Genomic DNA, 26,071 nt, shown 5'->3' on the forward strand with positions numbered 1-26,071 from the left:
ACGCGAACGGGTGAACGCCGATGAGTCTGCGCGCCCACGTCGTCGTCCGGCGGCCGGCTTTCACCCTCGACCTCGACCTGGCCGCGGGCCCCGGTGAGGTGGTCGCGCTGCTCGGGCCCAACGGTGCCGGGAAGTCGACCACGCTGCGGGCGCTGGCCGGGCTGCAGCCACTGAGCGCGGGCGAGATCCACCTCGACGAACGGGTGCTCGACCGGCCGGCGACGAAGGACTACCTGCGCGTGGACCAGCGCCCGATCGGCGTGGTCTTCCAGGACTACCTGCTGTTCCCGCATCTGTCCGCGCTGGACAACGTGGCGTTCGGTCCGCGCGCGCACGGCGTGGCGAAGGCACCGGCGCGGGCGGCGGCACTGTCCTGGCTGGAACGCGTCGGGCTCGCCCATGTCGCGGGCGCCAGGCCCCGCGCCCTGAGCGGCGGGCAGGCGCAGCGGGTCGCGCTGGCCCGGGCGCTCGCGGTGAAGCCCCGTCTGCTCCTGCTGGACGAGCCGCTCGCCGCGCTGGACGCCGCCACCCGGGTGGACGTCCGAGCCGACCTTCGCCGGCACCTCTCGGCGTACGACGGAACCTGCGTCCTCGTCACCCACGAACCCCTGGACGCCATGGTGCTTGCCGACCGGCTGGTCGTCCTGGAGAACGGCCGGGTCACCCAGTACGGCTCACCGGCGGAGGTGGCCCGTACGCCGCGCACCGAGTACGTCGCCCGGCTCGTCGGCCTCAACCTCTTCCGCGGCCACACCGACAAGGCCGGCGTCGTACGCCTGGCCGACGGCGGCGAGCTGACCACGGGAACGCGAGCGGCGGGCGAGGTGTTCGTGGCGTTCGCACCGTCGGCGGTGGCGTTGTACCGCACCGCGCCCGGGGGCAGTCCGCGCAACTGCTGGCAGGTGGACGTCGCCGGCGTCGAACGCCACGGCGACCTCATGCGCGTACGCCTGACGGGCCGGCCGCCGGTGCTCGCCGACGTCACCGCCGACGCGGTCGCCGACCTCGGCCTGCAGCCGGGCGCCCGGGTCTGGGCGAGTGTGAAGGCGGCCGAGATCCGCTGCTACCCCGCGTGACTGTCGGCCGGCCGGGCTCGGCGCATGCCAGCGGCTTTGATCCGGTAGAGCACGTTCCGCCGCAGCGGACCGTCCGGCACCGAAGGATCATCGAAGTCCTCAGCGGGATCGCGGGTCATGCCGATGCGCCGCATCACCGCCTGCGACCGGTGGTTCCCAGCTGTCGTCACGGCCAGAATCTCCGGCAGTGCGAGCGTCCCGAAGCCGAACGCCAGGGTGGCGAGCGCGGCCTCGGTGGCGTAGCCGTTTCCCCAGGCGTGGCGAGCAAGCCGCCAGCCGATCTCGACCCCGTCGAACGGCATGTCCTCCTCCACCGGGTCCAGGCCCGCGAAGCCGATGAACGTCCCAGTGGCGAGTTCCTCGACGGCCCACCATCCGTAGCCGCGCTCGTCGAACTCCGCCTGGAACATCTTCACCGAGGCCGCGCTCTGTTCGGGTGTCAGCAGGTCACCCAGGTGCTCACGGACGGCCGGGTCGGCGTTCATCGCTGCCCACGGTGCCAGGTCGGCGGCCTGCCAGCGGCGGAGCAGAAGGCGATCGGTGCGAATGTCGGTCACGGGATGAGCGTGCGGGCGCGGCGAGCCCGAGTGCAAACCAATTGCATCCGGTCTCCGGCTACCCAGCGCGGGATCCGCCCTTGACGCCTCCGCCGGTCCAGGCCTGGGCGAGGAGTTCGAAGCTGCGCAGGCGTTCGGGCAGTCCGTGCGTCATCGTCGTCACCATCAGCTCGTTGGCGCCGGTGGCAGCCACCAGGTCGGAGAGTTCGGCGAGCACGGACTTCGGGTCACCGATCGTGGGCCTGCTCGGGCCCTGCTCGATGATCCGGAGCTCGGCGTCGGTCCATTCATGGGCGGCGGCCTCCTCCGGCGTGGGCGTCCGCCGCGGACGGCCGGTGTACAGCGAGACCTGGGCCAGCCGGGCCGGGCGGGCGATGGCCTCCGCCTCCTCGGCGGTGTCCGCGACGTACGCCGACTGGGTGACCATCGCGTACGGCTCGGCCAGCCGCGCGGACGGCCGGAAGGTCGAGCGGTACAACTCCATCGCGGGCAGCGTGTTGGCCGCGCTGAAGTGGTGGGCGAACGCGAACGGCAGCCCCAGCATCCCGGCGACCTGCGCGCTGTAGCCGCTGGACCCGAGCAGCCACACGTCGGGTGCCGAGGTCGCCACGGGCGTCGCGCTCATCCGCCGCAGGGCGAGCCGTCCACCGCCCTCCCCGATCCCCAGCAGGTCGAGCAGGTCGGCGAGCTCCTGCGGGAAGTCCTCGGCGCCGAGCCCTTCCTTCGTCCGGCGCAGCGCCGCCGCGGTCGCCGGGTCGGTGCCCGGCGCGCGGCCGATGCCGAGGTCGATCCGCCCCGGGCTCAGCGCCTCCAGCATCGCGAACTGTTCGGCGACCACCAGCGGCGGGTGGTTGGGCAACATCACCCCGCCCGAGCCGACCCGGATGCTCCTGGTCCGCGCGGCCAGGTGCCCGATGAACACACCCGGTGACGTGGACGCCACTCCAGGCATGTTGTGGTGCTCGGCCACCCAGAAGCGGCGGTAGCCGAGTTCCTCCGCCCGCTGGGCTAGGGTCGCGGCCGCGTTCAGCGCCTCCGCGCTCGTATGCCCCTCACCGACCGGGGCGAGTTCGAGTACGGAGATCGGGATCCGGCCGGTCGACGAGGCGTCGGCGAGGTCGGTCGCGTCTGCCGGCCGGGTCGGCGGCTGGACCGCGGGCTGAGGCTGGGACATCGAGTCGGACACCCTTCGAACGTACCTCCGCGAGCCGGTTCGGCCACATCTGGCCAGCCCGCCCCCGCCACGCCCACTGGTTGGCGTTCGGCGGGTCCCACGGGGTAGGACCGATGCATGACTGACATCGGCCTGTCCTCCCAACTCACCGCACCGCTCTCCCCCGACGCCCGCATCCCGCTGATCGGGTTCGGCACCTGGCAGCTCTCCGGCGACGAGGCCCGTCAGGCCGTCAGCTGGGCGCTGGAAGCCGGCTACCGCCACCTCGACACGGCCACCGGCTACGGCAACGAGGACCAGGTTGGCGCCGCACTTCGCGACAGCGGCGTACCCCGCGACGAGGTCTTCGTCACCACCAAGCTGCCACCGGACCACGTCGGCCGGGAGCGGCAGACCCTCCAGGAGAGCCTGGACAAGCTCGGCGTGGACCACCTCGACCTGTGGCTGATCCACTGGCCGCCGAACGGCACCGCCGGCGTCGAGTCGTGGAAGGTGTTCGTCGAGGCGCAGAAGGAGGGCCTCGTACGCCACATCGGCGTGAGCAACTACTCCCTGGACCAGATCGACGAACTCACCTCGCAGACCGGCGTGACGCCCGCGGTGAACCAGATCAAGTGGAGCCCCGTGCAGTTCGACCGCGACCTGCTCGAGGGCAGCCGGGAACGCGGCGTCGTCGTGGAGGGCTACAGCCCGTTCCGCGCCGCCAAGTTGGACGACCCGGTGCTGACCGGGCTCGCCGACAAGTACGGCAAGAACGTCCCGCAGGTGATCGTGCGCTGGCACCTGCAACGCGGCGTCGTGGTGATCCCCAAGTCGGCCAAGCGCGAGCGCATCGAGTCCAACATCGACGTGTTCGACTTCGAGCTGTCCGCGGACGAGCTCACCGCGATCGACAACCTGTCCGAGGCGTGATCGGTCGAGGTGATGCGGACGACCTGTGATCGGGAGGCCGCACCGCTGAACCGCTGAACCGACGCCGCACCCGGCCCGGACCCTGGCTCCCGGGCCGGGTGCGGCGTCAGCCGTTTCGGGCCAGGCGGCGACCGCAGGCGGCCAAGAGGTGGAACACCCGCCCGGAGGCGGCGAACCATGGTGCACGGGAGACGACCGAACGGAGCGCACCATGGACATGGCGACCGCACTACGCGACCTCGCCGTCACCGACGAGACCCTGTCCACGAAGGAGAAGGACCAGCTCGACCGGGACGGGTTCCTCCCGCTGCCGGGCATCCTCAGCTCCGAGCAGGTCGCGGCGTTCAACGCCCGCCTGGCCGAGCTCACCGCCGCCGAGGGCGAGCGGGCCGGCCTCGAGGTCCACCAGGAGGAGGGCGCGGACCGGCTGTCGGACCTGATCAACAAGGACCCGATGTTCGACGTCTGCTTCACCCATCCGCGGGTGCTGGCGGGGATGGGTCACGTACTCGGCGACTTCAAGGTGTTCTCCCTCAACAGCCGCGCCTCCCGCCCGGGCAAGGGACTACAGGCCCTGCACGCCGACTACGGCGAGCCCGTCCAGCCTGGTGCGTACCGTGTGTGCAACTCCATCTGGCTGCTGGACGACTTCACCGCCGACAACGGCGCCACCCGTGTCGTTCCGGGCTCGCACCGGTGGGCCAAGCTTCCCGGCCAAGAGATGGCCGACCCCAGGGATGCCCACCCCCACGAGGTTCAGCTGCTCGCGCCCGCCGGCACGGTGGTGATCTTCAACAGCCACCTGTGGCACGGCGGGACACTGAACAGCTCCGACCGTCCCAGGCGTGCGATGCACATGGCCTTCTGCACCCGAGACCTTGCCCAGCAGCTGGACCAGAAGGCCTACATCCGTTCCACGACGTACGACCGGCTCAGCCCCGCTCAGCGGTTCCTGCTCGACGTCACTGCCGAGGACGTCGCCCGGCGGGCAAGCTGACAACGACGGCAAGCTGAGGTTGGCGAAGGGCCCACCACCGCTGGTCGCGGGTGAGACCGGCGCGGAGATACTGGGACGCATGACCTCCGGTGCACGTACTCCCAAGATCTACGTCGGCCCGCAGCAACTGCCCGAACTCCTCGAGGCCGTGAAGACGGCCGGCGGGGAGGTGACCGACGATGCCGCGCAGGCCGAGGCGCTGGTGTGGTGGGGCGGCTCGCCCGAGCAGTTCGAGGACGTCGACCACGACGGCATCCGGTGGGTGCAGCTCCCGTCGGCCGGCATCGAGTCGTGGTTCCGGGCCGGCATCTTCACCTCCGGCAAGGTGTACACCTGTGCGGTCGGCAGCTACGCCGACGGTGTCGCCGAGCACACGCTGGCGCTCATGCTCGCCGGCGTACGCCAGCTGCACACCCTCGCCGGCGAGCGCACCTGGACGGGCGTGCGGTCGGGAACGCTGCTGGACTCCACGGTCGGCATCGTCGGCTGCGGCGGGATCGGCCGCGCGCTGATCCGGATGCTGGAGCCGCTGCGGGTACGCGTGCTGGCGATCACCCGGTCGGGTACGCCGGTGCCGGGTGCCGCTGAGACGTACACCCCCGACCGGCTGGACGACGTACTCACCGCCTCGGACGTGGTCGTGATCGGCGCCCCCTCGACCCCCGAGACCAAGCACCTGATCGGCGCCCGGGAGCTCAAGCTGATGCAGCCGCACGCCTGGCTGGTCAACATCGCCCGGGGCTCGCTGATCGACACCGACGCGCTGGTCGAGGCCCTGCGTACGGGCAGCATCGCCGGCGCCGGCCTGGACGTCACCGACCCCGAGCCGCTGCCGGACGGCCACCCACTGTGGGACGAGCCGCGGGCGCTGATCACGCCCCACTCGGCCAACCCGCCGAATCTGCTCATCCCCGGACTCACCAAGCGGGTGCACGAGAACGTCCGACGCTACATCGCGGGCGAGGACCTGGTCGGGCTGGTCGAGGTGGAACGCGGCTACTGAACGCCGGCGGGCGCGCCTGTCGTCGACCGGCGCGCCCGCTGCTCCTGCTCTGGTGCCCTGGTGCGTGTTGCTCCCTGGTCGTTCCCCTAGCGGTTCTGGTCCGCAGGCGGGCCGAACTGCCGGCGACCCGTCTGCCTGACGAGACCTTCGGCGACGGCGGTCCGCAGCGCTGCGTCGAACCTTCGGGGTCCCCACCGGCGGGCGCCGAGCTCGCGGAACAAGGCGTCGCGGTCCATCGTCCCGCGATCGCGTACCAGGTTGGCGATCCGGGCGACCTCCTCGTCGAGGGCACGTTCCCCGGCCACGCGGCTCTGGCTCGGCGAGGTGCCGGAAGCGTGCATCCCGGGCGAGTAGAACGACGTACCCGGGCCGGGGCGATACCGCTGCGTGCGCAGGCGTTCGGACCGCCGGGCGATGCGTTCGTCGCGTTCGGCCTCGGCTGCACGCGCCCGCGCCCACTCGTCGTCCTCGGGTCCTGCTTCCGCCTGCTCCCCCGCACCCGCACCTTCGTCGGCCTCCTCCGCGGTGAGCGGGCGGGCGATGTTCTCCAGCGACTGCTGCTCGGCGCGCACCCCGAACACCAGCTCGGCGATACCGCCGAAGGCCATCGCGATGGCACCGATGAAGAAGCCCAGTGCCACCAGCCCGAGGTTGCCGCTGTGGATGAACTGGCCGAACAGCAGCGGCCCGGTGATGCCGCCGATGGCCGTACCGACCGCGTAGAACAACGCGATCGCGAGCGCCCGGGTCTCCATCGGGAAGATCTCGCTGACCGTGAGGTACGCCGAGCTGGCGCCGGCCGAGGCGATGAAGAACCCGAGGGCCAGCAACACGATGAACGACACGGAGCTCAGCGAGTTGCTCAGGAGCAGGAAGCCGACCACGGCCGTCACCACAGCGGCGCCGAGATAGCTGCCCGCAATCATCGGTTTACGTCCGACAGTGTCGAAAAGCCTTCCCAGCAACAGCGGACCGAGGAAGTTGCCGACCGCGAACACGGCCAGGAAGAACGGCACCGAACCGGACGCCACCTTGAAGTACGTGCTGAGGATGGTGCCCAGGTCGAAGGTCACCGCGTTGTAGAGGAACGCCTGCCCGATGAACAACGCCAGGCCGAGCAGCGTGCGGTGGGGGTACTTCTTGATCGCGACCTTGGCGAGCTCCCGAAAGGGGATGGTCTTGCGCTGGCGAACCGTGATGCTCTCGCCGGGTTCGGGAAGATCCTCGTCGGCTTCGGCGCGAACCTCGCGTTCGATCGAGTCGACGATCTTCTCCGCCTCGTCCTCGCGCCCGTGGATGAACAACCACCGCGGGCTTTCGGGGACGTGACGGCGGACGATGAGGATGGCCAGGCCGAAGATGCCACCCAGCCCGAACGCCAGCCGCCAGCCCAGGTCGGTGGCGAAGAGGTCGGAGAGCAGAACGATCGCGGCCAGGCTGCCGAGCGCGGAACCGACCCAGTAGCTGCCGTTGATGGCGATGTCCGTCTGGCCGCGGTTGCGGGCGGGGATGAGCTCGTCGATCGCGGAGTTGATCGCGGAGTACTCACCGCCGATACCCATGCCGGTGAAGAACCTGGCCAGGAAGAAGTACCACGGTGCGAACGCGAACGCCGTGGCCACCGTGGCGACGATGTAGACGCCCAACGTGAGCAGGAAGAGCTTCTTGCGGCCGAACCGGTCGGTGAGCTGACCGAACAGCAACGCGCCCAGGCAGGCGCCCAGGACGTAGATCGCGGCGGCGGTACCGATGTCGCCGGCAGTGAGGTGGATCCCACTGCCCTTCTCGATCATCCGGGAGGCGACCGAGCCGACGATCGTCACCTCGAGGCCGTCGAGGATCCAGACCGTGCCGAGACCGATCACCACCCGCCAGTGGAAACGCGACCATGGCAGGCGGTCGAGCCGGGCCGGCACCCGGGTTCGAATGGTGTCCAACGTGGTTGACGACATGAGCAGTCCGTTTCACTCGCTCAGACAAGGCGGATGGGACGCGTGCAGAGATGCTCCGCACGCGCCGGGGGGACTTCCTCGCGGCGAAATGGCGTACGTCCAGGTGGCGCCGTAGGATGCGCCGTCATGGTGCGCTGTCGGGTTCTCGGCCATCGGTATCGCTTCTCGGCCGAGGGCGAGACCATGGTCTGGCGGTGCCAGCGCGGCTGCGGTGCCGCCGGCAGCAAGAGGTACCCCACCGCCTCCGACGCCGTCCGGTACGCCGCCGCCTTCGACCGCGAGGACAGCAAGGATCTCGGCCGGCGTGCCCCGCTTGTCGGACTGCTCCCGCTTCGCGTGGTGCGCGCCGTACGTGCCCTGCGTGAGCGCCGGGCGAACGGCTGACCAGGCTCCGGGCCCGGCCTGCGGGCGCGTCCGGGGGCCCACCAGGGGGCCTACCAGCGGGGCTCCTGCCAGGCCTGCTACTGGGCGTACGTCTGCCGGGGGCCGGGACATGGGCGGCAACATACTCCTGCGAAACGGTTGTCGCAGGTCTCATCCGGGCGGCCCCGGCGGTACAGTCCACACCGGGCAGTCCTGGGCATTGGTGCCCCTCCGGCGCCCGGTAAGGTGAGCAACCGCGCCCTCGTAGCTCAGGGGATAGAGCAACGGTTTCCTAAACCGTGTGTCGCAGGTTCGAATCCTGCCGGGGGCACCAGCAGAACCGCAGGTCAGCGACATGATCACCGGCCGACCTCCGCCCTCGTCGCCTCCGAACCGTCGTTCTGGCCACGTTCTGGCCACACCCCCGACTGGCCCGCGACCTCGTTGAGCCGCGCCGCCCAGGTGTCCATCTCGTCGGGGTACAGGTGGCCATACAGGTCCATCGTCATGACCACGGACGCGTGGCCGAGCACCCGCTGGACGACCTTCGGCGGCGTGCACGCGGAGATGTAGAGCGAGGCGGCCGTGTGCCGGAGGCCGTGGATGGTGAACCCATCGAGGCCGGCCGCCTTCACCGCCGGCGTCCACACCCGCTGCCGGAAGTTGCCGACCCGCAGTGGCCCACCTTCGGGGGCGGTGAACACCAGCGCGTCACGATCGCGGCCGGCGACCAGGGCGCCGAGCTCGTCGCGGAGTGCAGCAGGCAGCGGGACCGACCGCGACTGGTGAGTTTTGGGCTTCCCCTCCACCAGCTGGCCGTCGATGTCGACGTACGCACGCCGCACGTCCAGCCGCCCACGCGCCAGGTCGAGGTCACGAACGCGGAGCGCGATCACCTCACCCCAGCGCAGCCCTGTGTAGGCAAGGGTGCGGACCAAGGTGCCGTATGGACCGGCCTCGTCCGAGCTTGGCCACCTCCTCGTGACTCAGGAACCGCCGTTCCCCCGACGACACCAGCTTCGGCAGCTTGATGCCGGCCACCGGGTTCGCGAGTAGCCGACCGGTCCGGATCGCGTGCTGGCACACCGAGGAGAACACGTATACCGTCTGCCGCACCTGCGACGCCGACAGCCCCGACGAGGCAAGGTCAGAGATCCATTCGGGCAGCATCCCGGCGACCTTGCCCATCGGGATCCGCTCCCACCGGGGCAACACTCGCAAGTCCAGCAGCCGCCGGTACGACGAGCGAGTCCGCGGCTTCAGGTGCAAGGTGCCGTCGAACCACTCCCGCGCAACGGCGCCGAACTCCACCCGCAGCGCCGCCGGGTCCACCCACTCACCCCGCGAGAGCCGCACCTTCTGGTCGGCAAGCCACCGTTGCGCGTCGAGCTTGCGCCGGAAGCTCTTGTTGCGCTCCCGCCCATCCGGGCCGCGGTACCGGGCTCGCCACTTGTCGCCGCGCTTCTCCACGCTCATGCGGCGGTCGCCTTCTGCTCCTCCACCCAGGCATATACGTCGGCCGGGTCGTAGCGCAGATGCTTCCCGATCCGCGCGGCCCGAGGACCGGTGCCGATGTAGCGCCACCGGTACAGCGTCTCGACCGGCACGCCCAGGTACTCACACACCTGGGCGGGCGTCCACAGTCGCTCGTGACTCACGCTCCTGATCCCTTCCCTGCAATGCAGTCCGATGTGCGTCAACCCGAAGTTGCGATCTCCAGCCGTCCGACTTGCCGCCGCTCGCGGGCCATGGCGGCTGCGGTGTTGGCGAGCATGGCGTCGCCGGTGGTGTGCCAGCCCGAACCGGCGAACACGAGTTCACCGACCGACTCCAGGACCTCGTTCTCCTCGAGGTGCTCGGCCGACTCGTGGTGGGCGCGGCGGTAGTCGACGCGGGCTTGGCGGAGTCGTTTGAAGGTGGTGGAGTAGCGGCGAGACTTGGAGAAGAAGTGCCCGCCGTAGCCGAGCATGTGTGCCCACCGCCGCAGCGCGTAGTACTTGCTGTCCCGCCACTCCTGAGCCGACTGGTCGCCTTTCTGGCTGAGCCGCCAGCACGCCTCGATGAGCCGTCCGGGGTGGGTGTCGTTGGCGTAGAAGTCGACCGTCTCGTCGGTGATCTTGCGGGAGGTGTGCCCGGCAGCCTCGGTCGCCTTCGTGGCGTACTTCGCCAGATACCCCGCCACCGCGGGGCCGGACAGCAACCGCCGCCGTCCATGCTTGTCGAGCTGGCCGGTGCCGCCGGTGGCGTCACTGTGGTCGAGCTCGTCGACGACCCGTTCGCCGGACAACTTGTCCTCACCGCGAAGCCGTACCGGTCGGACGTCCACCTGCGATCCCCACCGCAGGAGCCACCCGTCGGGTCGGTCGACGAGGGTACGGCCGTCGTGGTCGTGGACCACGTGCGGCGGGGTGCGGTACGCCGTTGCGGCGAGGGCCTGTTCGAGAATCCAGGACAGCAAGAACACGTTCGCCCAGTCAGGCGGCGGAACTACCAGGTCCGTGTCCAGAGGGTGGATACCGTCGAAGCGAGCGAGGACGTGGAAGTGGACCAGGCCGCGGCGCTGGAACTCCGCGACCTTCCCGAACGAGATCCGCACCGGCACCTTCGACGAGACCTTGCCCGTCTCGGGGTCCTCGACCCGTTCGGCGTAGCCGTGGCGGCGGGCCCACTTCCGCAGCTCGCGGTTGGCTTTCATGGTGGTGTAGCGCCACAGTTCGCCGGCGAAGGTGTTCCACACCGCGTGGTGGTCGTAGTCGTAGCAGTCCGGGCACAGGGGCCGGCCGAGCCGCTCGTCCCCCTCGGCGTGGCTGGTCATGCACCGCATGTCGACGCCGTGCGGGCACAGGTCCGGGGCACGACGAGCCCGGCAGGGTTCGGGCTTTCCACTCTTCTTGTTGGTGCGGGTGGTGTGCACCACCCCGAAGCCGGGCGCGGTGGCGGTGGCGAACACCGCCGGATGCCCCGACACGGTCTCGGGGACGCCTTTGCCGCCGCGCATCCCGGCGAGCACCAGCTGGTAGGCATCGGCGCGGTAGATCTCCGAACACGACGGACACACCGACGCCCGGCGATTGCCGCAGGCCTTGTAGATCACCCCGTCGGGCATGTCCTCGGTCACCGTCTTGGTCTCGGTGACCTCACCCGTTCTGGTGTTGACGTTGGTGGTGCGGACCATGCCCGCCAACCGCACAGGCTGAGAACAACCCGCCGCCGAATGCACGTGCGAGAGCCAGCGCCGGTAATCGGGCGAAGCACCGCGGACCATCGCGGTCGTCGACGCGGAGAACCTGTCCGCGCCCCGCAGGTCCGTGAGGTCCAGTCCGTCGGGCTTGGGTCGGGGCGGGGTGTGCAACCAGACCGCGCCGTTGGCGTCGACGGTCCGGATCGTCTCGGCCACGGCCACCGCCCCCGCCACCGTGGGTGTGGTGTCGGGGGTGATGGTCGCCGTCGAGTCGGTCACCCTCGCCGTCCAGCGTTGTTCCGCCGGTCGGCGAGGTGGGTGATTTTGCGGTCTTCGGGTCGGGTGCCCTCGCGTGCCGCGCAGGCCGGGCACAGTGCGTTGTGACCGTCGACGGCCCAGCCGAAGTCCGCCAGATCCTCCGGCTCACACGGCATCTCGTTGTGGTTGGTCTCGAACTCGGCGTCGCAGGAGTCACAGGCGGCGCCCCACCACTGGTACGAACGCACGGCCATGGCTGGGCTTCCTTCTTCGTCTGATGAGCGTGGCAGATGTCGCTGCAGGTTCCTCGCCATGGACTGCAGGCGGAACCGCAGGACACCGAGGTCCGTTGCCTGGAATCAAATGGAAGGAGGCACCATGCCTCACCACACGCCACCGTGTGGCCACATGTACGCGCCCGATTCGAAGAAGCTCAAGCCGATCTGACGGCGAGCCGTGCGCAAACTAGGTTGCCCATGAAGAGGGCTGGTCGTCCGCCCTGCGGACAGTTCGACCATGGTGGGACGGATGAGTCCCGTTGTCAAGAAGAACACGTCCCTGGAAGATGTAGGCATGGAAATGTCGAAGGTGCTCCGAGGCCGACGCCGTGAGCTGGGGTTGTCACAGGCGCAGCTGGCCCAGGCAGCCGGCGTGCACATGCGACAGATCCGAAGATACGAAGCAGGCGACCAACAACCGTTGTTCCCGTCGCAGTAGCCATCGCAAAGGCACTGGACATCTCACTCGCCGAGCTCGCCGGCATGCCCACTCATCCCATCCCTCCACCGGAGACCGGTGGGCGTCCTTGCAGACGTCGAAGAACCACGAGCACCTCGACCTCGAAGCCGACTAATGTCGAGGCCGGCGCAACACACTGAAGAGCTCGGGATTATCCGCTACGACCAACCTGGCTTGGGGCACATGGAGGGGCACGCCGCGCTCAGTCCATGCGTTCGAACCAGGACGAGGACAGGTTCGTGGGAGGGCCAGGCGATTCAGGCTGTCTCGGTCCGGACGCTTCCACTTCCACTCGTCTGTCTCGCGGTGCCTGGATGGCGTCGCCAAGGTCACAAGGTGACGTACCGGCCGTACCAGTGAGCCGAGCTACGCATTACGAGTGGGTTCTCGTGCGCCGGGCCTCGCAGCGCGTGTCTGACGCCGAGCATGGTTCGAGGCGGCGAGACTTGATCATTAACGGCTGCTGTGGGCCGGTCGGGGGCACGTCAGGGGCACAGCTCCGCCTGGACGACGGTCAGCTTGGGAATCTGAGGCGGGTCGCGCTCGACCGGCGTTCTGCCGCTCGCGAGCGTGCTCCGTGGGTGCCCGGGATTGACCCCTCAGAGCCCGTGACGGATAGCACGCGGATAGCACGCAGATGGCACGCCGGCCGGGGACTAGCAACGTGCATCGAAGCCAAGGAGGTTGTCCTCACCGCTACGCCAAATCATGGCGGTATAGGTCAGGCCGTCGGCGTCCGGCTGAGGGCCAGGCGGCGCCTCACTTGAACGGAAGTGCTCACGGATTGACGCCCAGAAGAGCTCGCTCCGTTCTGCAGGGATCCACACCATGGGCCGTCCGAAGCCGTGCACCACGATGCGCCGGCCTTCGCGCAAGAGTCGCTCGACATCCTGCACACTCGCCCAGCCGGCGCCGGAACGAATCCAGACCCTGCCCTCGTCATCCCACAGTCGGTCACCGTGCACCCGGTTCCGGGATACATGCTTGGCCACCGGGCAATGATGCCTTGCATGACCTCAGCGGCCTGGAGTGACCTACAGGATCCGGTCCTGGCCCGCCGTAACGGCACGTGGATGGCACGGCCCGATCCATGGCCGACGCGCGGGTTAGGAACCCATCCTCGCTCGTCCAGACCTGTTCGCTGGCAGCTCGTTTACGCGGCCAGGACGGCTCGGGCGCCATTGACAGTCCGAGATCATCCGGGATGGTCTTGCTCGTAGTTGCACGGGGGTTGCACGGGTGGAGGGTGCTGTAGATCGCTGCTGTACTCGTGCTGGCGGGGGTAGCCTGCGCCCGTGGCCACCGAGGAGTCTGCGCCGGCGTGGTCGGCCGACAGGATAGGACGACAGCTGCGCGCGTTCGCGGACGAGCTTGAAGGCGAGCTGGGCCCCCCTGCACGGTGCGACGCCAGTGGGAGAGCTTCGACGAGGGGGCCGGCCCCATCTTGGGCCGGGACAGGTCGGCTCTGGTCGTTGCCGTTGCTGTACTTCGCTCCTGTACGCGGCTCCTGCGCGATGGGCCTTAACCCGCTCGCCTTCGAGTGGGCTCACGTCGGATGATGGCGACGTGGACAAGACGGAGGCCCGGCGGCTGGCGGTGGACCGGATCGCTGAGCTACGTCAGATGTCGTACGCAGAGCTTCGTGATCGCTTCCTCGACCAGCCACAGTGCGACGAAGTACGCGCCGTATCCGGCACCGTCTACCAGGTAGAGACCGAGGGGTTCTGGGACGATCAGGAGGCGGTTCACCTGAGGATCTTGGTCTACGTGGATGACGGTGGCTGGGCAGCGTTCTCTCCTGTCGGAGATAGCTTCATCGTCGCGCCAGACGGCTCCTTCGTGGGTGAGTAGCCCCTCCAAGAGATCCGACTGACCTCATTATCCGTAGAGACAGGCAGCTTGATCGCGAACTGCTGCTTTGCGCTCCGATGCTCGTCGACCAGGTGCTCATCGTCGCCCGATGTGGCAGGTCGTCGGGGTCACGCTGGGGTCAGAATGAACATCCATCAAGGCGCCTTCTCGGCGGCTGGGGGATTATGGCGTTGGGATCCGCGCCGCGGGTGAGGAGCCGTTCACGGACTTCGCTGTGTTCCCTCGGTGTCAGCGCCATCCACAGCCCAGTTCCTGTGTCGCTCGCGCTGTAGATCTGCTCGTCGGACTCAGCCCAGCCTTCCGCACTGATTGTGAACGGTGACAGGGCCACTACCAGGTCGAACTGATCGTCATCGCTAACATCCAACTCGATGCCGGTGTCGCTGGTGTGATGAAGTTCGGCGAGGTCGAGCAGAGCGCGGAGGGCGACTTGCGCCTGCTCAGGCCACGGACTGTCGGAGATGGCGTCTATCCAGACGCGCCGAAGCGCTCCGCGCACGACACGCAGGCCTTCCTGGTGAGCGGCGATCGCGGTGGCCTCATCGGCGTCGTCGGCAAGGGCGAAAGCGGACCGACCGGCTGACATTGCCACGGCGCCTCCTTGAGCAGGGCCTTGGACTCGATTCTGGCGGACCTCGGCTAATGGCCCGTGAATGGCCCGGCGAGGGGCGGGTTAGGAACCCATCCCCACTCGTCCGTAGCGGTCCGCCGGTCGTTCGTTCACGCCTGCAGGAAGGCTCGTACGCCCGGTGATGGTCCAAGATCATCCATGGCTGTCCCGCCGACTGTTGCACGCAGGTTGCACGCCTGGGTGGCGCAGGTCGTTGGCGCCAGGCTGGTTCAGGTTGAGGAGGCCGAATCGGTGCCCGTGGTCGTGCGGAACTGCCATGATCGCGTCATGTCTTCCAACGCTTGGGCAAGCCGCTCGTTCGTCGTCCGCCTCCCGATCGGTATCGCCGCGATTGTCGGCGCGTTATTGGTCGGTGGGCTGGTTGGCGTGAAGCTGCCTGTCGGAGCGAAGCCTGTCACAGTCAGTCGGGGGACAGCCTTCTTCCGCAACACCGACAACTTGGGCACCTTCCAAGCCAACAGGGGCGGCGTCAGCGCGCTAATCCCGGGAGAGGTCGAGTGGACGGACAGGAGCAGCCGCCGCGAGAGCGGTTCGGTGCCGAGTTGCCTTCGACGACGCGGCGAGGAGGCTGTGGCGCAGGCGTCAGTGGAGGCCGGCTACACATGGCTTCGGCTGCCGGACGGCGGATCTTCCCTGATCGTCGGATGGATCCGCTGCCTGTGATGCGGGTACGGCTGGTCCCTTCGTCCCGAACTATCGGCGGCAAGGTTGATGGCGGTCGTACGGGCGCGAGTCACGCCATTGCACGTCGGGATAAGTCGGTTCTGGTCGTTGTCGTTGCTGTACTCCGCTGCTGTGCGACCCCGCCCAGAAGCGGCGACCTATCGAGGCGCAGACGTGGTTGTGGCTGCGGCGATCCATCGCGCGAGTACGTTGGCCGCCGCACCGGAGTTGACGGCCTCGGCGCAGTGGGCGAGCGCCTCTGTCAGATCCTGCGACAAACATTCTTCCGTGGGATTCATCGCCACAATGGCGGCTGCGGCGTTGAGAAGCACGATGTCGCGGACTGGGCCGCGCTCACCGTCGAGGACTCTCCGGACGGTGGTCGCGTTCTCTCTAGCGTTCCCGCCGCGCAGGTCGGATTGCGTGGCCTGAGGTATGCCGAGGTCCCTTGGGTCAAGCTGCACTCGGCGGCCTACCTGGCCGTCTCGAACGACCCAGATCTGTGAGGTCGTCGTCGTGGTCAGCTTGTCCATCCCGTCGTCACCGCGAACGACCAGGGCCGTACCTCCTCGCCGCGCCAGGACGCCCGCGACAACTCTGGTCATCTTCGACGGCGCAACACCGACGAGCTGGTGCGGAGGCCGCGCAGGGTTGATCAGAGGGGCCAGCACGTTGAACGCCGTCGGCACACCCAGTTCGCGTCGTGTCGGGCTCGCGTGGCGCAGACCCGGATGGAATTTGGGCGCGAAGCAGAACGTGATGCCCACCTCTTCGGCCATTTGAGCTACCCGCTCGACCGGAAGATCGAGGTTGAGGCCTAGGCACTCTAGGACATCCATGGGCCAGACCCGCGATTTCCTCCGCTGTCTCCCCTTTCGCCCGCAAGGCCACGAGGAAGGCAGCAAGACGAGCAGGCGAGGCGTCGTTACGGATGACCTGGGCCATCACCCAGGAGGTATCCGCCATGCTCAGATCAGAGCCGGCCAGGAGAGCGCTTAGTAGAGCAGGCCACAAGCGAGTCGACGACATCTGCCGCATGGTGCCAGCCGACTCCTGCCTGTCGCCACCGGCCGCCATCCAGCGGACGGGATGAAGGAGCGGCAGGGTTTGCTCGGTGTCCTGCATCGGGTCGCGGAGACCGGGGGGCCGTAAGCTTCCGCGGCTCGGGCGGGTTCCTGGCCTGCCCGTTGTGCCCCGAGCCGGTCCCCCGGTCTTAGGGTCCTCGATCCGAGGGAGGTGGGTAAAGCCTGCCGGTTCGGCGACTACCTCAGCCACGCTCCCACACCGTCGTGTCGCCCGGTGAGCCCGAGGACGGCGCGCCAGCGCCGCCCGCAGGGCGGCCGGGCGACTGCGCCGCGTCAGCGGCGCCTTGACACATCAGAGCCCAGCTCGGCAATGAATGCCCTAGCGTGTTGGCCAGCTAATCTCTGCGTTCGTGTGGCCCCCACCACGGGAGGATCGGCGGCAGCTCGGCGAGGAGCTGCGCTGGCTGCTTCGGTGCCGGCAGGTCGCCATCGTCGCCGTCCCACCGGCGCCCGTACTGATCAGGCAAGTCACCCCAGCCGAAGTACGGGACCGGTTCGGTGGGCACCACACCCAATTGGTCCAGGGGATCGATGCGGCCGGTGGTGACGGTGCACAGGTGCGCCCAGTTGTCGCCGAGGTCGAACACGTACGCGAACTGTTCACCCGGGCTGAGGCGGCTCAACTTGGTCCTGTGGCTGTCGAGGCTGCCATCCGGCGCCTCGCCGTCCCACCGATCCAAAGCGGTGATCTCGGTCCTGTCGGCGAGGGTGAACACGTCCAGGTGGGCCAGGTCCCACCGGGCGAACGCCAGGTTAATCGCATCGGCGAGCTGGCCGAAGGAATGCGATCTCGCGGCCGCGAAAATGCGGCCAGGGCGGGGCCACAGGTCCGTGCCCCTCCCACCGACCAGCTCTACCCGGACCGACAACCACGTACGAGCCACAATCAACTACCTCCACGCCCAACGACGACGACCGAAAAGTCTATTGAACGACTCCGGTGATGAGTTTCCCTACGTCTTTAAAGGCGGCCTCACGGCCGCCGCGCGCCCGCCTGAACGGCGCCGGCCCTCCCTCCGCGCCTTCGGCGCCGGTCGGCCGGCGCGGCTGGGCGCGACAAGAGGGCCGCCAGAACACTGGCGACCCTCATCAACGTCCCGCTACGCGGGACCAGAACCGTGCGTGGCTGGTGGCGGGCCGGAGGCTTTACCCACCTCGCTTGGCCCGGGACCCGAAGGCCGGCGGCCCACGGCGGGCGGTCAAGGGCGGGCAGCCAAGCTGCCCACCGCGCCCGGGCAGGCTACGGGCCGCCGACCTCCCGGACCAAGCCAGGCCACCGGGTAAACCCTCCGCCCCTCGGAGCTTCCTGAAGCGCTGCAGGTGGTCTCGTGGGCCGGGAGGATGGCGACGTGGGCACGAGTGACGCCGGCGACGAGTGGGACGAGCGCCACAAGCAGCGCGTCCGCTGGATGACCTACGCTCGCCCATCACCAGGCGGATGGAGACCGCCAGCAGGAGTCCGACCCGGATGGAACTGGACCCCACCCGATGGCGTCGAACCGCACCTCGAGCGAGTACCGCGATGGGCACGAATCTGGTTCTGGACACCATGGCTCGACCGGTACGCCTACGAGTGGCTCTGGCACCGCGGCGGCTTCGACGTCCTCCCTCCCGACGCTCCAGGGCAGGCTTGAAAGTGGCCGCATTTTGGCCACACGGCATCCCCAGGAGACGCCAAACGATCACCAATGGCGTCAAGAGAAGCCGCAGGTCAGCCGCCATTTTGAGCCTAAACGAGAACGCCCGGACCAGCTTCCTAAACCGTGTGTCGCAGGTTCGAATCCTGCCGGGGGTACCGACAGAACCGCAGGTCAGCCGCAATGCGGATGATCAGCTTCGCCTCATTCCTCAGCCTCCCGGGCCCGGCCGTGCAACCAATGTGCAACATCATCCCGTGGGCAACCTGTCCAGGCTCGCCGCGATCTCCACGTCACGACCGGCCATCCGCAGCCACGATGGAGAACACCTCGCGCCATGACCGAGAGCGTTACGTCACATCCATCCGAGGCCTGCACTACTCATGAGCGATGGAGGGAGTGCGCGGGATGGATTCGACCACTCGAGCAAGTTGCTCAGCGGCCAGAGGCTCGTCGACTGCGAGACTCCATCGCCATGCGTCGTCGGACCACTCGTGGCGGTGTCGACCGGCAGTCCGCTCACGCCACCAGGCCGGCTCGCTACTGGCAACCGGCCACCTCGCTAACGACGGATACCCGGGCACCTCGAGATGAACGCTGAACGCACCGGTCTGCGGGTCACCGTGATCCGCGGTGTAACCCACGCCGTCCGGCCACCAGCGCGGAACCGGCAGCTGCTGCTCCGCCAGCCACTCCTCTGACTGTCGTAGGGCGGCCAGCTCGTCCTCATGATCCTCGTCCACCGGGCCGTCCCAGGTGAACAGCGCAGGCTCAAGTTCCACATCCGGGTGAAACTCGACGGCTGTGACATGGGCCCCAAGCTCGGGCACCTGCATCCGCAGCACTGCGCCGGTGGCATCGTCGACGGCGACCCGCAGCAGGTGCGGCTTGCTGGTGTTTTCGGGCGACGCTGCAAGCCTGAACTCCCAGCAGGGACGATCCGCTACCTCGACTGGGACGGGCGGGCCCTGCGGGACGGAGAAGTCGTCGCCTCGGGTGAATCGCTCCACCCGATCGTCATCGTTTCCCAGCAGCGTCGCCGGATGACCGCCGAAGTCCGCGAAACCCATCGTGGGGCGATGAAGCCGCAGCATCCCCCCACCGGGCCGGCGCAGGTATGTCCACTCGGAATCCTGAACGTGGCGCACACCCGCCTGGTCCTCGACCCGCCACGAACGCGGAGCCGCGTACCAGAACCGACAGCTCCCCTCCTCGACCTGTCCATACTCGTCCGCGTCGACAGGTTGGCGATACTCGACGACACCAACTGCCGTCCGCACGCCGAAAGCAGCGATCCGACCCAGTGCCTGTGCCCAAGCCGGCGGCTCGCGATCCATGGCCACAGGTTAGGGCCTCGGTCGAAGCCACAAGCCGATCGCGGTCTGATGTCGCACATCATTCGACCGAGCACACGGGTCCAGCGCTGTTGTCTTGACTCAGGAGGTGCTTGGCGGATCTGTGGAGCAAAGTGCCCATGCAACGGGTAGCTCGCTCCTTCCAGTTGCCGGAGGACTTCACACCGATAACGCCGAAGACCAATGCGTCCGAGCTTCTCTGGTCGTGCCAGGTTCCGCGGGACTGGAGGACGGTATGGTGCGTTGGCGTTCCCCGGATAGTTCGACGAAGCGTATTTCGATGTTGACGTCGGCGAGGCTGGCGATCTCGGTTGCGATTGCCGGTGTGGGGGTGGAGGAGAAGCGACCGCTGGGTGCGGAGGTGAGCAGGGTGGTGATCTCGCCTTGGCGGAGCACTGCGCCCAGGGCGATCACGAAGTCCAGGAGTCCCCGGGGTGCGACGATGCGTTCGAGGGCGGAGAGTGTGTCGACGACCATCCTGTTGGGTTCGTAGTCCTCGATTTCTCTCCGCATGCCGAGGAAGTGGTCCTCCAGCGAGGCTTCCTCCGGGTAGGAGGAGACGACGCGGACCAGTCCGGACCTCTCCATCGCTTCCAGGTCCATGCCCCACCCTCGTGCGTTGCGGACGAGGCGGTCGTGGGTCTCGTCGTAGGTGTAGAGCAGGCACTTCTCCCCGGCCTCGAACGCAGCGTTGGCGAACATCAGCCCGGCCAGCGTCTTGCCGGCTCCGGTGGGGCCGGTGAGGAGCGCGATCGCGTCCTTGTAGAACCCGCCGCCGCACATTTCGTCCAGGTCTGGGGTGCCGGTGGACACCTTCGCGGCGGAGGCCTCCTCCCGGGGAGTGAGGAACGCCAGCGGGATGATGACCATGCCCTGGGTGGGGTCGATGGTGAACAGCCACTCACCGGTGCGGTGCGGGGCGCCGCGGAACTTGACGATCTCGATGGGTCGGCGACGGCGTTCGGCCTGGAGGACGTTCCGCAGGACGATCACGTTGTCCAGGACGAATTCCTCGACTCCGAGGTGGGAGACCCCGTCATGCTCCTGGAGGCGTTCGGCGGTGAGGACATAGATGATGCCAAGGGCTTTGAGATGGTTGGAGAAGCGGAAGAGTTCGGTACGGACCTCCCCGACATTCGGATAGTGGGACAAAAGGACGCATCCGGCGAAGCCATTGGTACCCCCAAAATCAGCCTGATATTAGGGGCCGATGCAGTATCCGGCCGCTATCCGGCCGACGGGAAAGGCATTCAATTCACGACACGCCCGCCGGTTGAATCATCACAGCGCTGATCGGAAGATCACCAGACCTGTCCCGGACTCTTGTACCTCATATCAGCCACCACACCGAACCGGACCGCCCGGACACAGGGTCCTACGAGCCGACCTTTCACCGGCATGTGCGCCCAAAGGCCACGTCGGCACCCACCGCCGGATGGACCTACACGGCTCCGAACGGGGACGAAATTCCCTATCCCTTTAATTTCTGAATCGCCCTGGGTCGCTTGGAGGCTCCTGACCTTGGATACGAGGATGGAGCCATGCCGAAGGAGCAGGTGCCTGGGAAGCCGCAGACGCGGCGGTACAGCCCAGAGGAGAAGGCTGCGGCGGTGCGGATGGTGCGCACGTTGCGGACCGAGTTGGGGTCTGAGCACGGGACGGTGCAGCGGGTCGCGGAACAGTTGGGCTACGGGGTGGAGTCCCTGCGGACGTGGGTGCGTCAGGCCGACATCGACGACGGCGCGAAGCCTGGGATGACCTCGGCTGAAGCTGCGCGGATCGCTGAGCTGGAGCAGGAGAACCGGGAGCTGCGCCGGGCGAATGAGATCCTCAAGCGTGCGGCGTCTTTCTTCGGGGCGGAGCTCGACCGCCAGCACAAGAAGTAGCTACCTTCATCGACGCGAACCGTCACGTGGTGTTTGAGGGTAGGGAGCTTGGAGTCGAGCCCATCTGCGCGGTCCTGCGGTCCGCAGGAGTGCGGGTGGCGTCCAGCACCTACTACGCGATCAAGTCCCGCACACCGTCGGCGCGGGCACGCCGCGACGCACAGCTGCGGGCGGTACTGCGCAAGCTGTGGGAGGACAACTACTCCGTCTACGGGGCACACAAGTTGTGGAAGGCGGCCCGACGGGCCGGGCACGACATCGGCCGGGACCAGACCGCCCGGCTGATGCGGGCCGAACACATCGCCGGCGCCCGCCGCAGTAAACGGGTGATCACCACCCGTCCCGGTGAGGGCATACCGCGGCATCCGGACCTGGTGCGGCGCGACTTCACCGCCACCGCGCCGAACCAGCTGTGGGTGACCGACCTGACCTACGTGCCGACCTTCGCCGGTGTCGCCTACGTGTGCTTCATCGTCGACGCGTTCTCGAGGGCGATCGTGGGCTGGCGGGTCGCCTCCCACATGCGCACCCAGATGGTGCCCGACGCGATCGAGATGGCCCGATGGTCACGGGGCACCCGGCTGGGTGGGCTGCGCTGTCACTCCGATGCCGGGTCGCAGTTCACCAGCGTGCGCTACGGAGAACGGCTCGCCGAGATCGGTGCGGTGCCCTCGATCGGCACGGTCGGGGACTCCTACGACAACGCCCTGGCCGAGACGGTCAACGGCTACTACAAGACCGAACTCATCCGCGGCCCAGCACACACGGGCCCGTGGCGCACCGTCGACGACGTCGAATTGGCCACCCTGGGCTGGGTGCACTGGCACAACACCACCCGGCTCCACGGCTACCTCAACGACCTACCGCCCACCGAGTTCGAAGCAGCGTTCTACGCTACCCAACAGGGCGACAAGCCACTGGCCGAAATCACATAGCCAGAGCCTCCACAAGACCCAGGGCGATTCATTCCGCGTCTCGAGGGCGGTCACGGCCGCCGCGTGCCCACCTCGCCAGCCCGGCCCACGGAGTATCCCCCTGCCGAGGCTGCGACAGTTCAGCGGCCCGCCGCGCTACGTTGAAGACATGCCCACCGCCGACGACGGTCGGCAGTACGAACCGATCGAGATCCCCCGAAGGCAGCGGATCGCCCTGACCTTCCGGCAGCGAGCCGCCCAGACGCGCGCGCTCGCGGCGCGGCTGCGGAAGGGAGCGTCGGAGAGAAGGAGACTCCTCGCGGCCCAGGAGGATGAGGCCGCCACGGGGCGCCGCCGAGCACGGGACGAACGCGCCGCCGCCACCGAAGGCCGCGAAGACTCCACCAAAGAACGGCACCGCAAGACCTACATCCGCAACGTGGCGTCCGACGCCCGCCGTCGGCTCGAAGAACTTCGATACATCGAAGCCGACGAACGTTCGCGCGCCGGCGACCAACGAGACCAACTCGGTAACCAGCGCAACCACGAGGCCGACGAACGCGACCGCGATGCCGACGAACGTGAACGAATCGCTGACAAACGGGAGACAATCGCCGACCAGCGCGACCGCGAAGCCCACCAACGGGAAAGACTCGCAGACGACCGCGAGCGCGACGCAGACCAGCGCGACCACGAAGCCGACCGGCGTGACCGCGACGCTGACCGGCGTGAACAAGCCGCCGACGAACGCGAACAAGCCCTCGACGAGACCGGAGGAATCAGCCACGAGGGCGACAGTCATGGCGGACCCCATCACCCCCGCGCCACCTGACGCCGCTCAAGCCGGCCACCCATCCACCGGGCCGTTCACCGGCGATCCATGTCAGGCCCCACGCCCGACCGCAGCAGCGTGGCCCGGGACGGCGAGGGCGGTGTGGTCGAGCGCATGAGCGGTACGGAAGACCTTCCCTCCGGGATGTCTGCGTTCGCGCCTACCATGCCGCCATGGTCGCCCGGATTCCGATCGCAACCGCCGCACTTGTGCACGACGGTCTCGTGCTGATGGCCCATCGCCACCCAATGCGTCAGGCGTATCCCGACCGCTGGAGCCTTGTCGGCGGACATGTCGAGCCGGGCGAGTTACCTCGCCAGGCCGTCATTCGGGAATGCCGCGAAGAACTCGGTGTTCACGTCCACGACCCGCTGCCCATCCCGATGACAGTCAGCGACTCCGCCCTCGACATGCACGGGTTCCTCATCACGCGTTGGGACGGGGAACCCGTCATCGCCGCGCCCGAGGAGCACGACGATCTTCGCTGGTTCCGGCCCAACGATCTCGCAGACCTGAACCTGGCCCACCCGGAAAGCCTGTCGAGCATCCTGAGAGCCGTCCGGGCCGCAACCGAAGAGCGACGGGGGACGGAGTGAAGGTGATACCCCGGCCCGGCGTGGCCGCTGGTTTGTCGGTCTGACACCCAGCCGCCGCCGCGAGAGACACCACCAGAAGCCCCGCGCGCAGCAACCGTCCCGAAACGCCGACACCGCATCGCCAGGTTCCTCGCAAGCCTGGCCCCTCCGGTCGACACGCGAGGCCTCTCATTCGCATCGCCCGGGCTGCCCGGTCGCCCGATCGTTGGATCGCCAAGTGGCGTTGGGTGATGCAACGCCACGTCCAGCACACCGGCACCCGAGAACCCGGTGCCGTCGCGCTGGGATCGCGACAAACCTCGCATCTCCTCGCCTCCCGCCGACCTCCGGGCGATATGCGTAGGTCTGCGCTGTGACCCTGGCCGTCGCGAGTGGGGCACCCACGCCGGTCGCGTGCGGCAGGATGATTCGTGGAGCCGACTTCTGCTGGACGCCTGGGGGGAGGAGTGCCATGAACCAGGCTGTTCTCAACTCGATGACCGCAGCCGAGCGCCGCCTTGTTGCCGAGACGTCGCGTGAGGCGATGGCGGATCTGGACGAGGAGGAGCTGCTCGCGCTCCATTCCCGGATCCGGCGGGCACGCTCGAAGTACGTGTCCAAGTACAGGCGAAAGGCCAGCCGGACCGTGGTGAAGCGTGGCGGGCGGGGATTCAGCTATCCGAAGAACCAGCGGGACCGGAACAAGGCCGAGATCTTCGAGGTGGCGCTCGCATCGGTCAGCAAGCAGGTCGGCCAGCATGCCACCCGGGCCGCGGACGAGCTCAAGGCGTCCCGCCTGGCTGCCGCCCGGTCAGGCCAATCCGGTCCGGCGAAGACAGCTCCGCGGGCTGTGTCCTCACGAAGGCCCGCGACGTCTCGGCCACGGGGGGTCAAGAAGACGACCGGGGGCATCAAGAAGGACGCGTCGAGCCGCGCAGCGGGGGCCAGGCGGCAGGCCAGGCGAGATTCCCGCTGAAAGAACGAGTTCGGCGGTCAGCGGTGCCTCGAGGGAGTTGTCGAAAGGCGGTACGCCGTTCCCCGCCATCAGCAGGCCCCCAGGCTGCCCAGGACGGGCCCACCCTCGGGTTCAGTGCACGGTACGCCGCATGACGCAGTTCCCGCTGCCCTTGCTGCGAAGGAATTCGAAGCCCGCCCGTTCGAACAGGGACCGGGTGCCGTTGTAGAGCACCGCTCGGCTCTCCCATCGTCCCGGCGCAGCTGTTCCCGTACGCCGTGCAGGATCGCACAGAACCCGGACGAGATCGGGTCGGAACACAATTGGAGTGGTGCGAACCGACCGGGCAGGCGACCATGTCTGCGTGCTGAGGGACCAGAGGCTGCCCCCGCAAGGCGGACTGCCGCCGGCGGACGGCGTCGGTGGGACCGTCGTGGAGATCGCCTGCGACGAGTCCGGGTTCTCCGGCACCAACCTGCTGGACACGGCCACCCCGTTGTTCACGCACGCGAGCGTCGACCTGCGGGTGGACGAGGCGGACGACCTCCTCCGGGCGCTGCGGTCCGGGTCCGGATGGTCGCTCAACGAGTTCAAGTCCGGGAGATTCCTGCGCAGCCAGCGTTCGAGTGACGCGCTGGAGTGGTTGCTGACGGCCCTGCACGGCCGGGCGCACGTCCACCTGGTCGACAAGGAGTACTTCCTCGTCACCCGCATCGTCGACCTGTTCCTGGTCGAGCCCTCCTACGCGGCGGGTACCCGGCTGACCCAGGAGCACCGTCCCGCCGCCCTCGCCCTGTACCGCGCGGGACGATCGGGCGGTCACGACTGGACGGCGTTCCTCGCGGCGTTCGTCAGACTGGTGCGTACGAAACGGCAGCACCAGCCGGATCGCAACGTCATGGAACGCTTCTTCCAGGCGCGCGACTCGCTGGCCGGAGCCCGGCTCGGCGCCGAGGCCGACGTCGTCCTCGATGCGCTCACCCGGGCGCGCGTGTGGGAAGTCGTGAACCGGCTGATGAACGACGACCGCTCGATCCCGCCACCGCTGGAGCCGATGCTGCCGGCGCTGGCCGAGACAGTCCTGTTCTGGAGCGGCGGAACACGGCGGGTGCTGGTGATCCACGACGAGCAGAGCGCTCTCACGGCCGGCCGGTTGCGGCGTCTCCAGCAGGTACTCGCCTACGGTGCCGACTCGCCGGCAGTCGACCCGGACGAGGGCGAAGCCCCGTGGGCGAGGGAGTCGCCGTTGGCCGGCCTGGTGACCGTCGACTCCCGGGACGACCCGCGAGTTCAGGTCGCCGACCTGCTGGCCGGTGTCGCCCGGCGGACACCGAACGTCGGCGGCGACGGCCTGCTCCGGCCGTTCCTCTCCCCTACGTCGCTGCGAGATCCCGAGGGATGACGAACGTGTCGATTCCGGCAGTACGACGTCCGGGATCGGCGCTACTTTGTCCG

The 26,071-nt window shown here is 68.3% G+C and carries 27 protein-coding genes, 1 tRNA gene and 1 pseudogene; 13 read left to right on the forward strand and 16 right to left on the reverse strand.

What is annotated here, in order from left to right; translation table 11 throughout:
* Nucleotides 1–20: 20 nt before the first annotated feature.
* Nucleotides 21–1,076, forward strand: coding sequence for an ABC transporter ATP-binding protein (locus BLU27_RS00705; protein ID WP_092649593.1), 1,056 nt, complete (start codon nucleotides 21–23; stop codon nucleotides 1,074–1,076).
* Here the strand turns inward: BLU27_RS00705 and BLU27_RS00710 are convergent.
* Both BLU27_RS00710 and BLU27_RS00715 read right to left on the reverse strand, forming a co-directional pair.
* Nucleotides 1,064–1,633, reverse strand: a complete 570-nt coding sequence (locus tag BLU27_RS00710) for a GNAT family N-acetyltransferase (protein ID WP_092656961.1) — start codon at nucleotides 1,631–1,633, stop codon at nucleotides 1,064–1,066. The two genes, BLU27_RS00705 and BLU27_RS00710, sit on opposite strands and share 13 nt — an antisense overlap.
* Nucleotides 1,634–1,691: 58 nt before the next feature.
* Nucleotides 1,692–2,819 (reverse strand): LLM class flavin-dependent oxidoreductase, encoded by a 1,128-nt coding sequence (locus BLU27_RS00715; RefSeq protein ID WP_241827708.1) that lies wholly within the window; start codon nucleotides 2,817–2,819, stop codon nucleotides 1,692–1,694.
* A 105-nt stretch (nucleotides 2,820–2,924) separates the two neighbouring features.
* On the opposite strand from BLU27_RS00715, the gene BLU27_RS00720 reads away from it, so the two are divergent.
* The 3 genes from BLU27_RS00720 (at nucleotide 2,925) to BLU27_RS00730 (ending at nucleotide 5,719) form a co-directional block, all read left to right on the forward strand.
* On the forward strand, nucleotides 2,925–3,719 hold the full coding sequence (locus BLU27_RS00720; RefSeq protein WP_092649595.1) for an aldo/keto reductase: 795 nt from the start codon (nucleotides 2,925–2,927) through the stop codon (nucleotides 3,717–3,719).
* Between the two features lie 211 nt (nucleotides 3,720–3,930).
* On the forward strand, nucleotides 3,931–4,716 hold the full coding sequence (locus BLU27_RS00725) for a phytanoyl-CoA dioxygenase family protein (protein WP_092649597.1): 786 nt from the start codon (nucleotides 3,931–3,933) through the stop codon (nucleotides 4,714–4,716).
* 79 nt (nucleotides 4,717–4,795) lie between these two features.
* Nucleotides 4,796–5,719 (forward strand): D-isomer specific 2-hydroxyacid dehydrogenase family protein, encoded by a 924-nt coding sequence (locus BLU27_RS00730; protein WP_092649599.1) that lies wholly within the window; start codon nucleotides 4,796–4,798, stop codon nucleotides 5,717–5,719.
* Nucleotides 5,720–5,805: 86 nt separating this feature from the next.
* Here the strand turns inward: BLU27_RS00730 and BLU27_RS00735 are convergent, their stop codons facing one another.
* Nucleotides 5,806–7,671, reverse strand: a complete 1,866-nt coding sequence (locus tag BLU27_RS00735) for an MFS transporter (RefSeq protein WP_092649601.1) — start codon at nucleotides 7,669–7,671, stop codon at nucleotides 5,806–5,808.
* Nucleotides 7,672–7,797: 126 nt separating this feature from the next.
* On the opposite strand from BLU27_RS00735, the gene BLU27_RS00740 reads away from it, so the two are divergent.
* Together BLU27_RS00740 and BLU27_RS00745 are read left to right on the forward strand one after the other, a co-directional pair.
* A complete protein-coding gene (locus BLU27_RS00740) occupies nucleotides 7,798–8,055 on the forward strand; it encodes a hypothetical protein (protein ID WP_092649603.1) in 258 nt (85 codons plus the stop codon).
* A 237-nt stretch (nucleotides 8,056–8,292) separates the two neighbouring features.
* Nucleotides 8,293–8,368, forward strand: a tRNA-Arg gene (locus BLU27_RS00745).
* A gap of 25 nt (nucleotides 8,369–8,393) precedes the next feature.
* Here BLU27_RS00745 and BLU27_RS00750 read toward each other — a convergent pair.
* From BLU27_RS00750 to BLU27_RS00770, 5 genes are read right to left on the reverse strand one after another with little or no spacing between them, the layout of a single operon-like run.
* Nucleotides 8,394–8,972 carry a site-specific integrase gene (locus tag BLU27_RS00750; RefSeq protein WP_092649605.1) on the reverse strand — a complete coding sequence of 193 codons (579 nt, stop codon included), beginning with the start codon at nucleotides 8,970–8,972 and terminating at the stop codon, nucleotides 8,394–8,396.
* The gene (locus tag BLU27_RS00755) at nucleotides 8,932–9,510 is read right to left on the reverse strand and encodes a site-specific integrase (protein WP_157728124.1); all 579 of its coding nucleotides are present in this window, start codon (nucleotides 9,508–9,510) and stop codon (nucleotides 8,932–8,934) included. The genes BLU27_RS00750 and BLU27_RS00755 overlap by 41 nt, the downstream gene beginning before the upstream one ends.
* The gene (locus BLU27_RS00760; RefSeq protein ID WP_241827709.1) at nucleotides 9,507–9,692 is read right to left on the reverse strand and encodes a helix-turn-helix transcriptional regulator; all 186 of its coding nucleotides are present in this window, start codon (nucleotides 9,690–9,692) and stop codon (nucleotides 9,507–9,509) included. Before BLU27_RS00760 ends, BLU27_RS00755 begins: the two co-directional genes overlap by 4 nt.
* Before the next feature lie 38 nt (nucleotides 9,693–9,730).
* Nucleotides 9,731–11,494, reverse strand: coding sequence for a replication initiator (locus tag BLU27_RS00765; RefSeq protein ID WP_197681623.1), 1,764 nt, complete (start codon nucleotides 11,492–11,494; stop codon nucleotides 9,731–9,733).
* Entirely contained in the window at nucleotides 11,491–11,727 is a 237-nt protein-coding gene (locus tag BLU27_RS00770; RefSeq protein WP_092649609.1) for a hypothetical protein, read from the reverse strand. The genes BLU27_RS00765 and BLU27_RS00770 overlap by 4 nt, the downstream gene beginning before the upstream one ends.
* Before the next feature lie 325 nt (nucleotides 11,728–12,052).
* On the opposite strand from BLU27_RS00770, the gene BLU27_RS31055 reads away from it, so the two are divergent.
* On the forward strand, nucleotides 12,053–12,190 hold the full coding sequence (locus tag BLU27_RS31055; RefSeq protein WP_422386118.1) for a helix-turn-helix transcriptional regulator: 138 nt from the start codon (nucleotides 12,053–12,055) through the stop codon (nucleotides 12,188–12,190).
* A gap of 677 nt (nucleotides 12,191–12,867) precedes the next feature.
* Here the strand turns inward: BLU27_RS31055 and BLU27_RS28685 are convergent.
* On the reverse strand, nucleotides 12,868–13,203 hold the full coding sequence (locus tag BLU27_RS28685; RefSeq protein WP_157728125.1) for a hypothetical protein: 336 nt from the start codon (nucleotides 13,201–13,203) through the stop codon (nucleotides 12,868–12,870).
* 574 nt (nucleotides 13,204–13,777) lie between these two features.
* On the opposite strand from BLU27_RS28685, the gene BLU27_RS00780 reads away from it, so the two are divergent.
* Nucleotides 13,778–14,062, forward strand: a complete 285-nt coding sequence (locus BLU27_RS00780; protein ID WP_092649611.1) for a hypothetical protein — start codon at nucleotides 13,778–13,780, stop codon at nucleotides 14,060–14,062.
* A 139-nt stretch (nucleotides 14,063–14,201) separates the two neighbouring features.
* Here BLU27_RS00780 and BLU27_RS00785 read toward each other — a convergent pair whose 3' ends face one another.
* The gene (locus BLU27_RS00785) at nucleotides 14,202–14,675 is read right to left on the reverse strand and encodes a hypothetical protein (RefSeq protein ID WP_157728126.1); all 474 of its coding nucleotides are present in this window, start codon (nucleotides 14,673–14,675) and stop codon (nucleotides 14,202–14,204) included.
* Nucleotides 14,676–14,894: 219 nt separating this feature from the next.
* On the opposite strand from BLU27_RS00785, the gene BLU27_RS00790 reads away from it, so the two are divergent.
* Nucleotides 14,895–15,377: a hypothetical protein gene (locus tag BLU27_RS00790; protein ID WP_092649615.1), complete on the forward strand. Its 483-nt coding sequence runs from the start codon at nucleotides 14,895–14,897 to the stop codon at nucleotides 15,375–15,377.
* A gap of 158 nt (nucleotides 15,378–15,535) precedes the next feature.
* Here the strand turns inward: BLU27_RS00790 and trpD are convergent, their stop codons facing one another.
* From trpD to BLU27_RS00815, 5 genes and pseudogenes are all read right to left on the reverse strand, one after another.
* Nucleotides 15,536–16,216 carry an anthranilate phosphoribosyltransferase gene (gene trpD / locus BLU27_RS00795; protein ID WP_338417611.1) on the reverse strand — a complete coding sequence of 227 codons (681 nt, stop codon included), beginning with the start codon at nucleotides 16,214–16,216 and terminating at the stop codon, nucleotides 15,536–15,538.
* A 58-nt stretch (nucleotides 16,217–16,274) separates the two neighbouring features.
* A pseudogene (locus tag BLU27_RS30965) lies at nucleotides 16,275–16,502 on the reverse strand (hypothetical protein); the annotation flags it as partial.
* Between the two features lie 295 nt (nucleotides 16,503–16,797).
* Entirely contained in the window at nucleotides 16,798–17,346 is a 549-nt protein-coding gene (locus BLU27_RS00800; RefSeq protein WP_092649617.1) for an IS1096 element passenger TnpR family protein, read from the reverse strand.
* 1,130 nt (nucleotides 17,347–18,476) lie between these two features.
* Complete coding sequence (locus BLU27_RS00810) at nucleotides 18,477–19,436, reverse strand: hypothetical protein (RefSeq protein ID WP_157728127.1); 960 nt, start codon at nucleotides 19,434–19,436, stop codon at nucleotides 18,477–18,479.
* A 177-nt stretch (nucleotides 19,437–19,613) separates the two neighbouring features.
* A complete protein-coding gene (locus BLU27_RS00815; RefSeq protein ID WP_092649623.1) occupies nucleotides 19,614–20,606 on the reverse strand; it encodes an ATPase domain-containing protein in 993 nt (330 codons plus the stop codon).
* Between the two features lie 389 nt (nucleotides 20,607–20,995).
* Between BLU27_RS00815 and BLU27_RS00820 the strand changes: the two genes are divergently transcribed.
* Nucleotides 20,996–22,275 (forward strand): IS3 family transposase gene (locus BLU27_RS00820; protein ID WP_092649625.1). Its coding sequence is split into 2 segments (ribosomal slippage): nucleotides 20,996–21,299 and nucleotides 21,299–22,275, totalling 1,281 coding nucleotides; the frame shifts between segments, so codons are not numbered across the junction.
* 28 nt (nucleotides 22,276–22,303) lie between these two features.
* Here BLU27_RS00820 and BLU27_RS28690 read toward each other — a convergent pair.
* Nucleotides 22,304–23,056: a hypothetical protein gene (locus BLU27_RS28690; protein ID WP_157728128.1), complete on the reverse strand. Its 753-nt coding sequence runs from the start codon at nucleotides 23,054–23,056 to the stop codon at nucleotides 22,304–22,306.
* 203 nt (nucleotides 23,057–23,259) lie between these two features.
* Between BLU27_RS28690 and BLU27_RS00830 the strand changes: the two genes are divergently transcribed.
* The 3 genes from BLU27_RS00830 to BLU27_RS00840 all read left to right on the forward strand — a co-directional run bounded on the left by BLU27_RS00830 (nucleotide 23,260) and on the right by BLU27_RS00840 (nucleotide 26,018).
* Entirely contained in the window at nucleotides 23,260–23,682 is a 423-nt protein-coding gene (locus BLU27_RS00830; RefSeq protein WP_092649628.1) for an NUDIX domain-containing protein, read from the forward strand.
* A gap of 451 nt (nucleotides 23,683–24,133) precedes the next feature.
* On the forward strand, nucleotides 24,134–24,637 hold the full coding sequence (locus BLU27_RS00835; protein ID WP_092649630.1) for a hypothetical protein: 504 nt from the start codon (nucleotides 24,134–24,136) through the stop codon (nucleotides 24,635–24,637).
* Nucleotides 24,638–24,980: 343 nt separating this feature from the next.
* Complete coding sequence (locus tag BLU27_RS00840) at nucleotides 24,981–26,018, forward strand: hypothetical protein (protein WP_092656969.1); 1,038 nt, start codon at nucleotides 24,981–24,983, stop codon at nucleotides 26,016–26,018.
* The last annotated feature ends 53 nt before the right edge of the window (nucleotides 26,019–26,071 follow it).

Source organism: Actinopolymorpha singaporensis (assembly GCF_900104745.1).
Classification (GTDB): Bacteria; Actinomycetota; Actinomycetes; order Propionibacteriales; family Actinopolymorphaceae; genus Actinopolymorpha; species Actinopolymorpha singaporensis.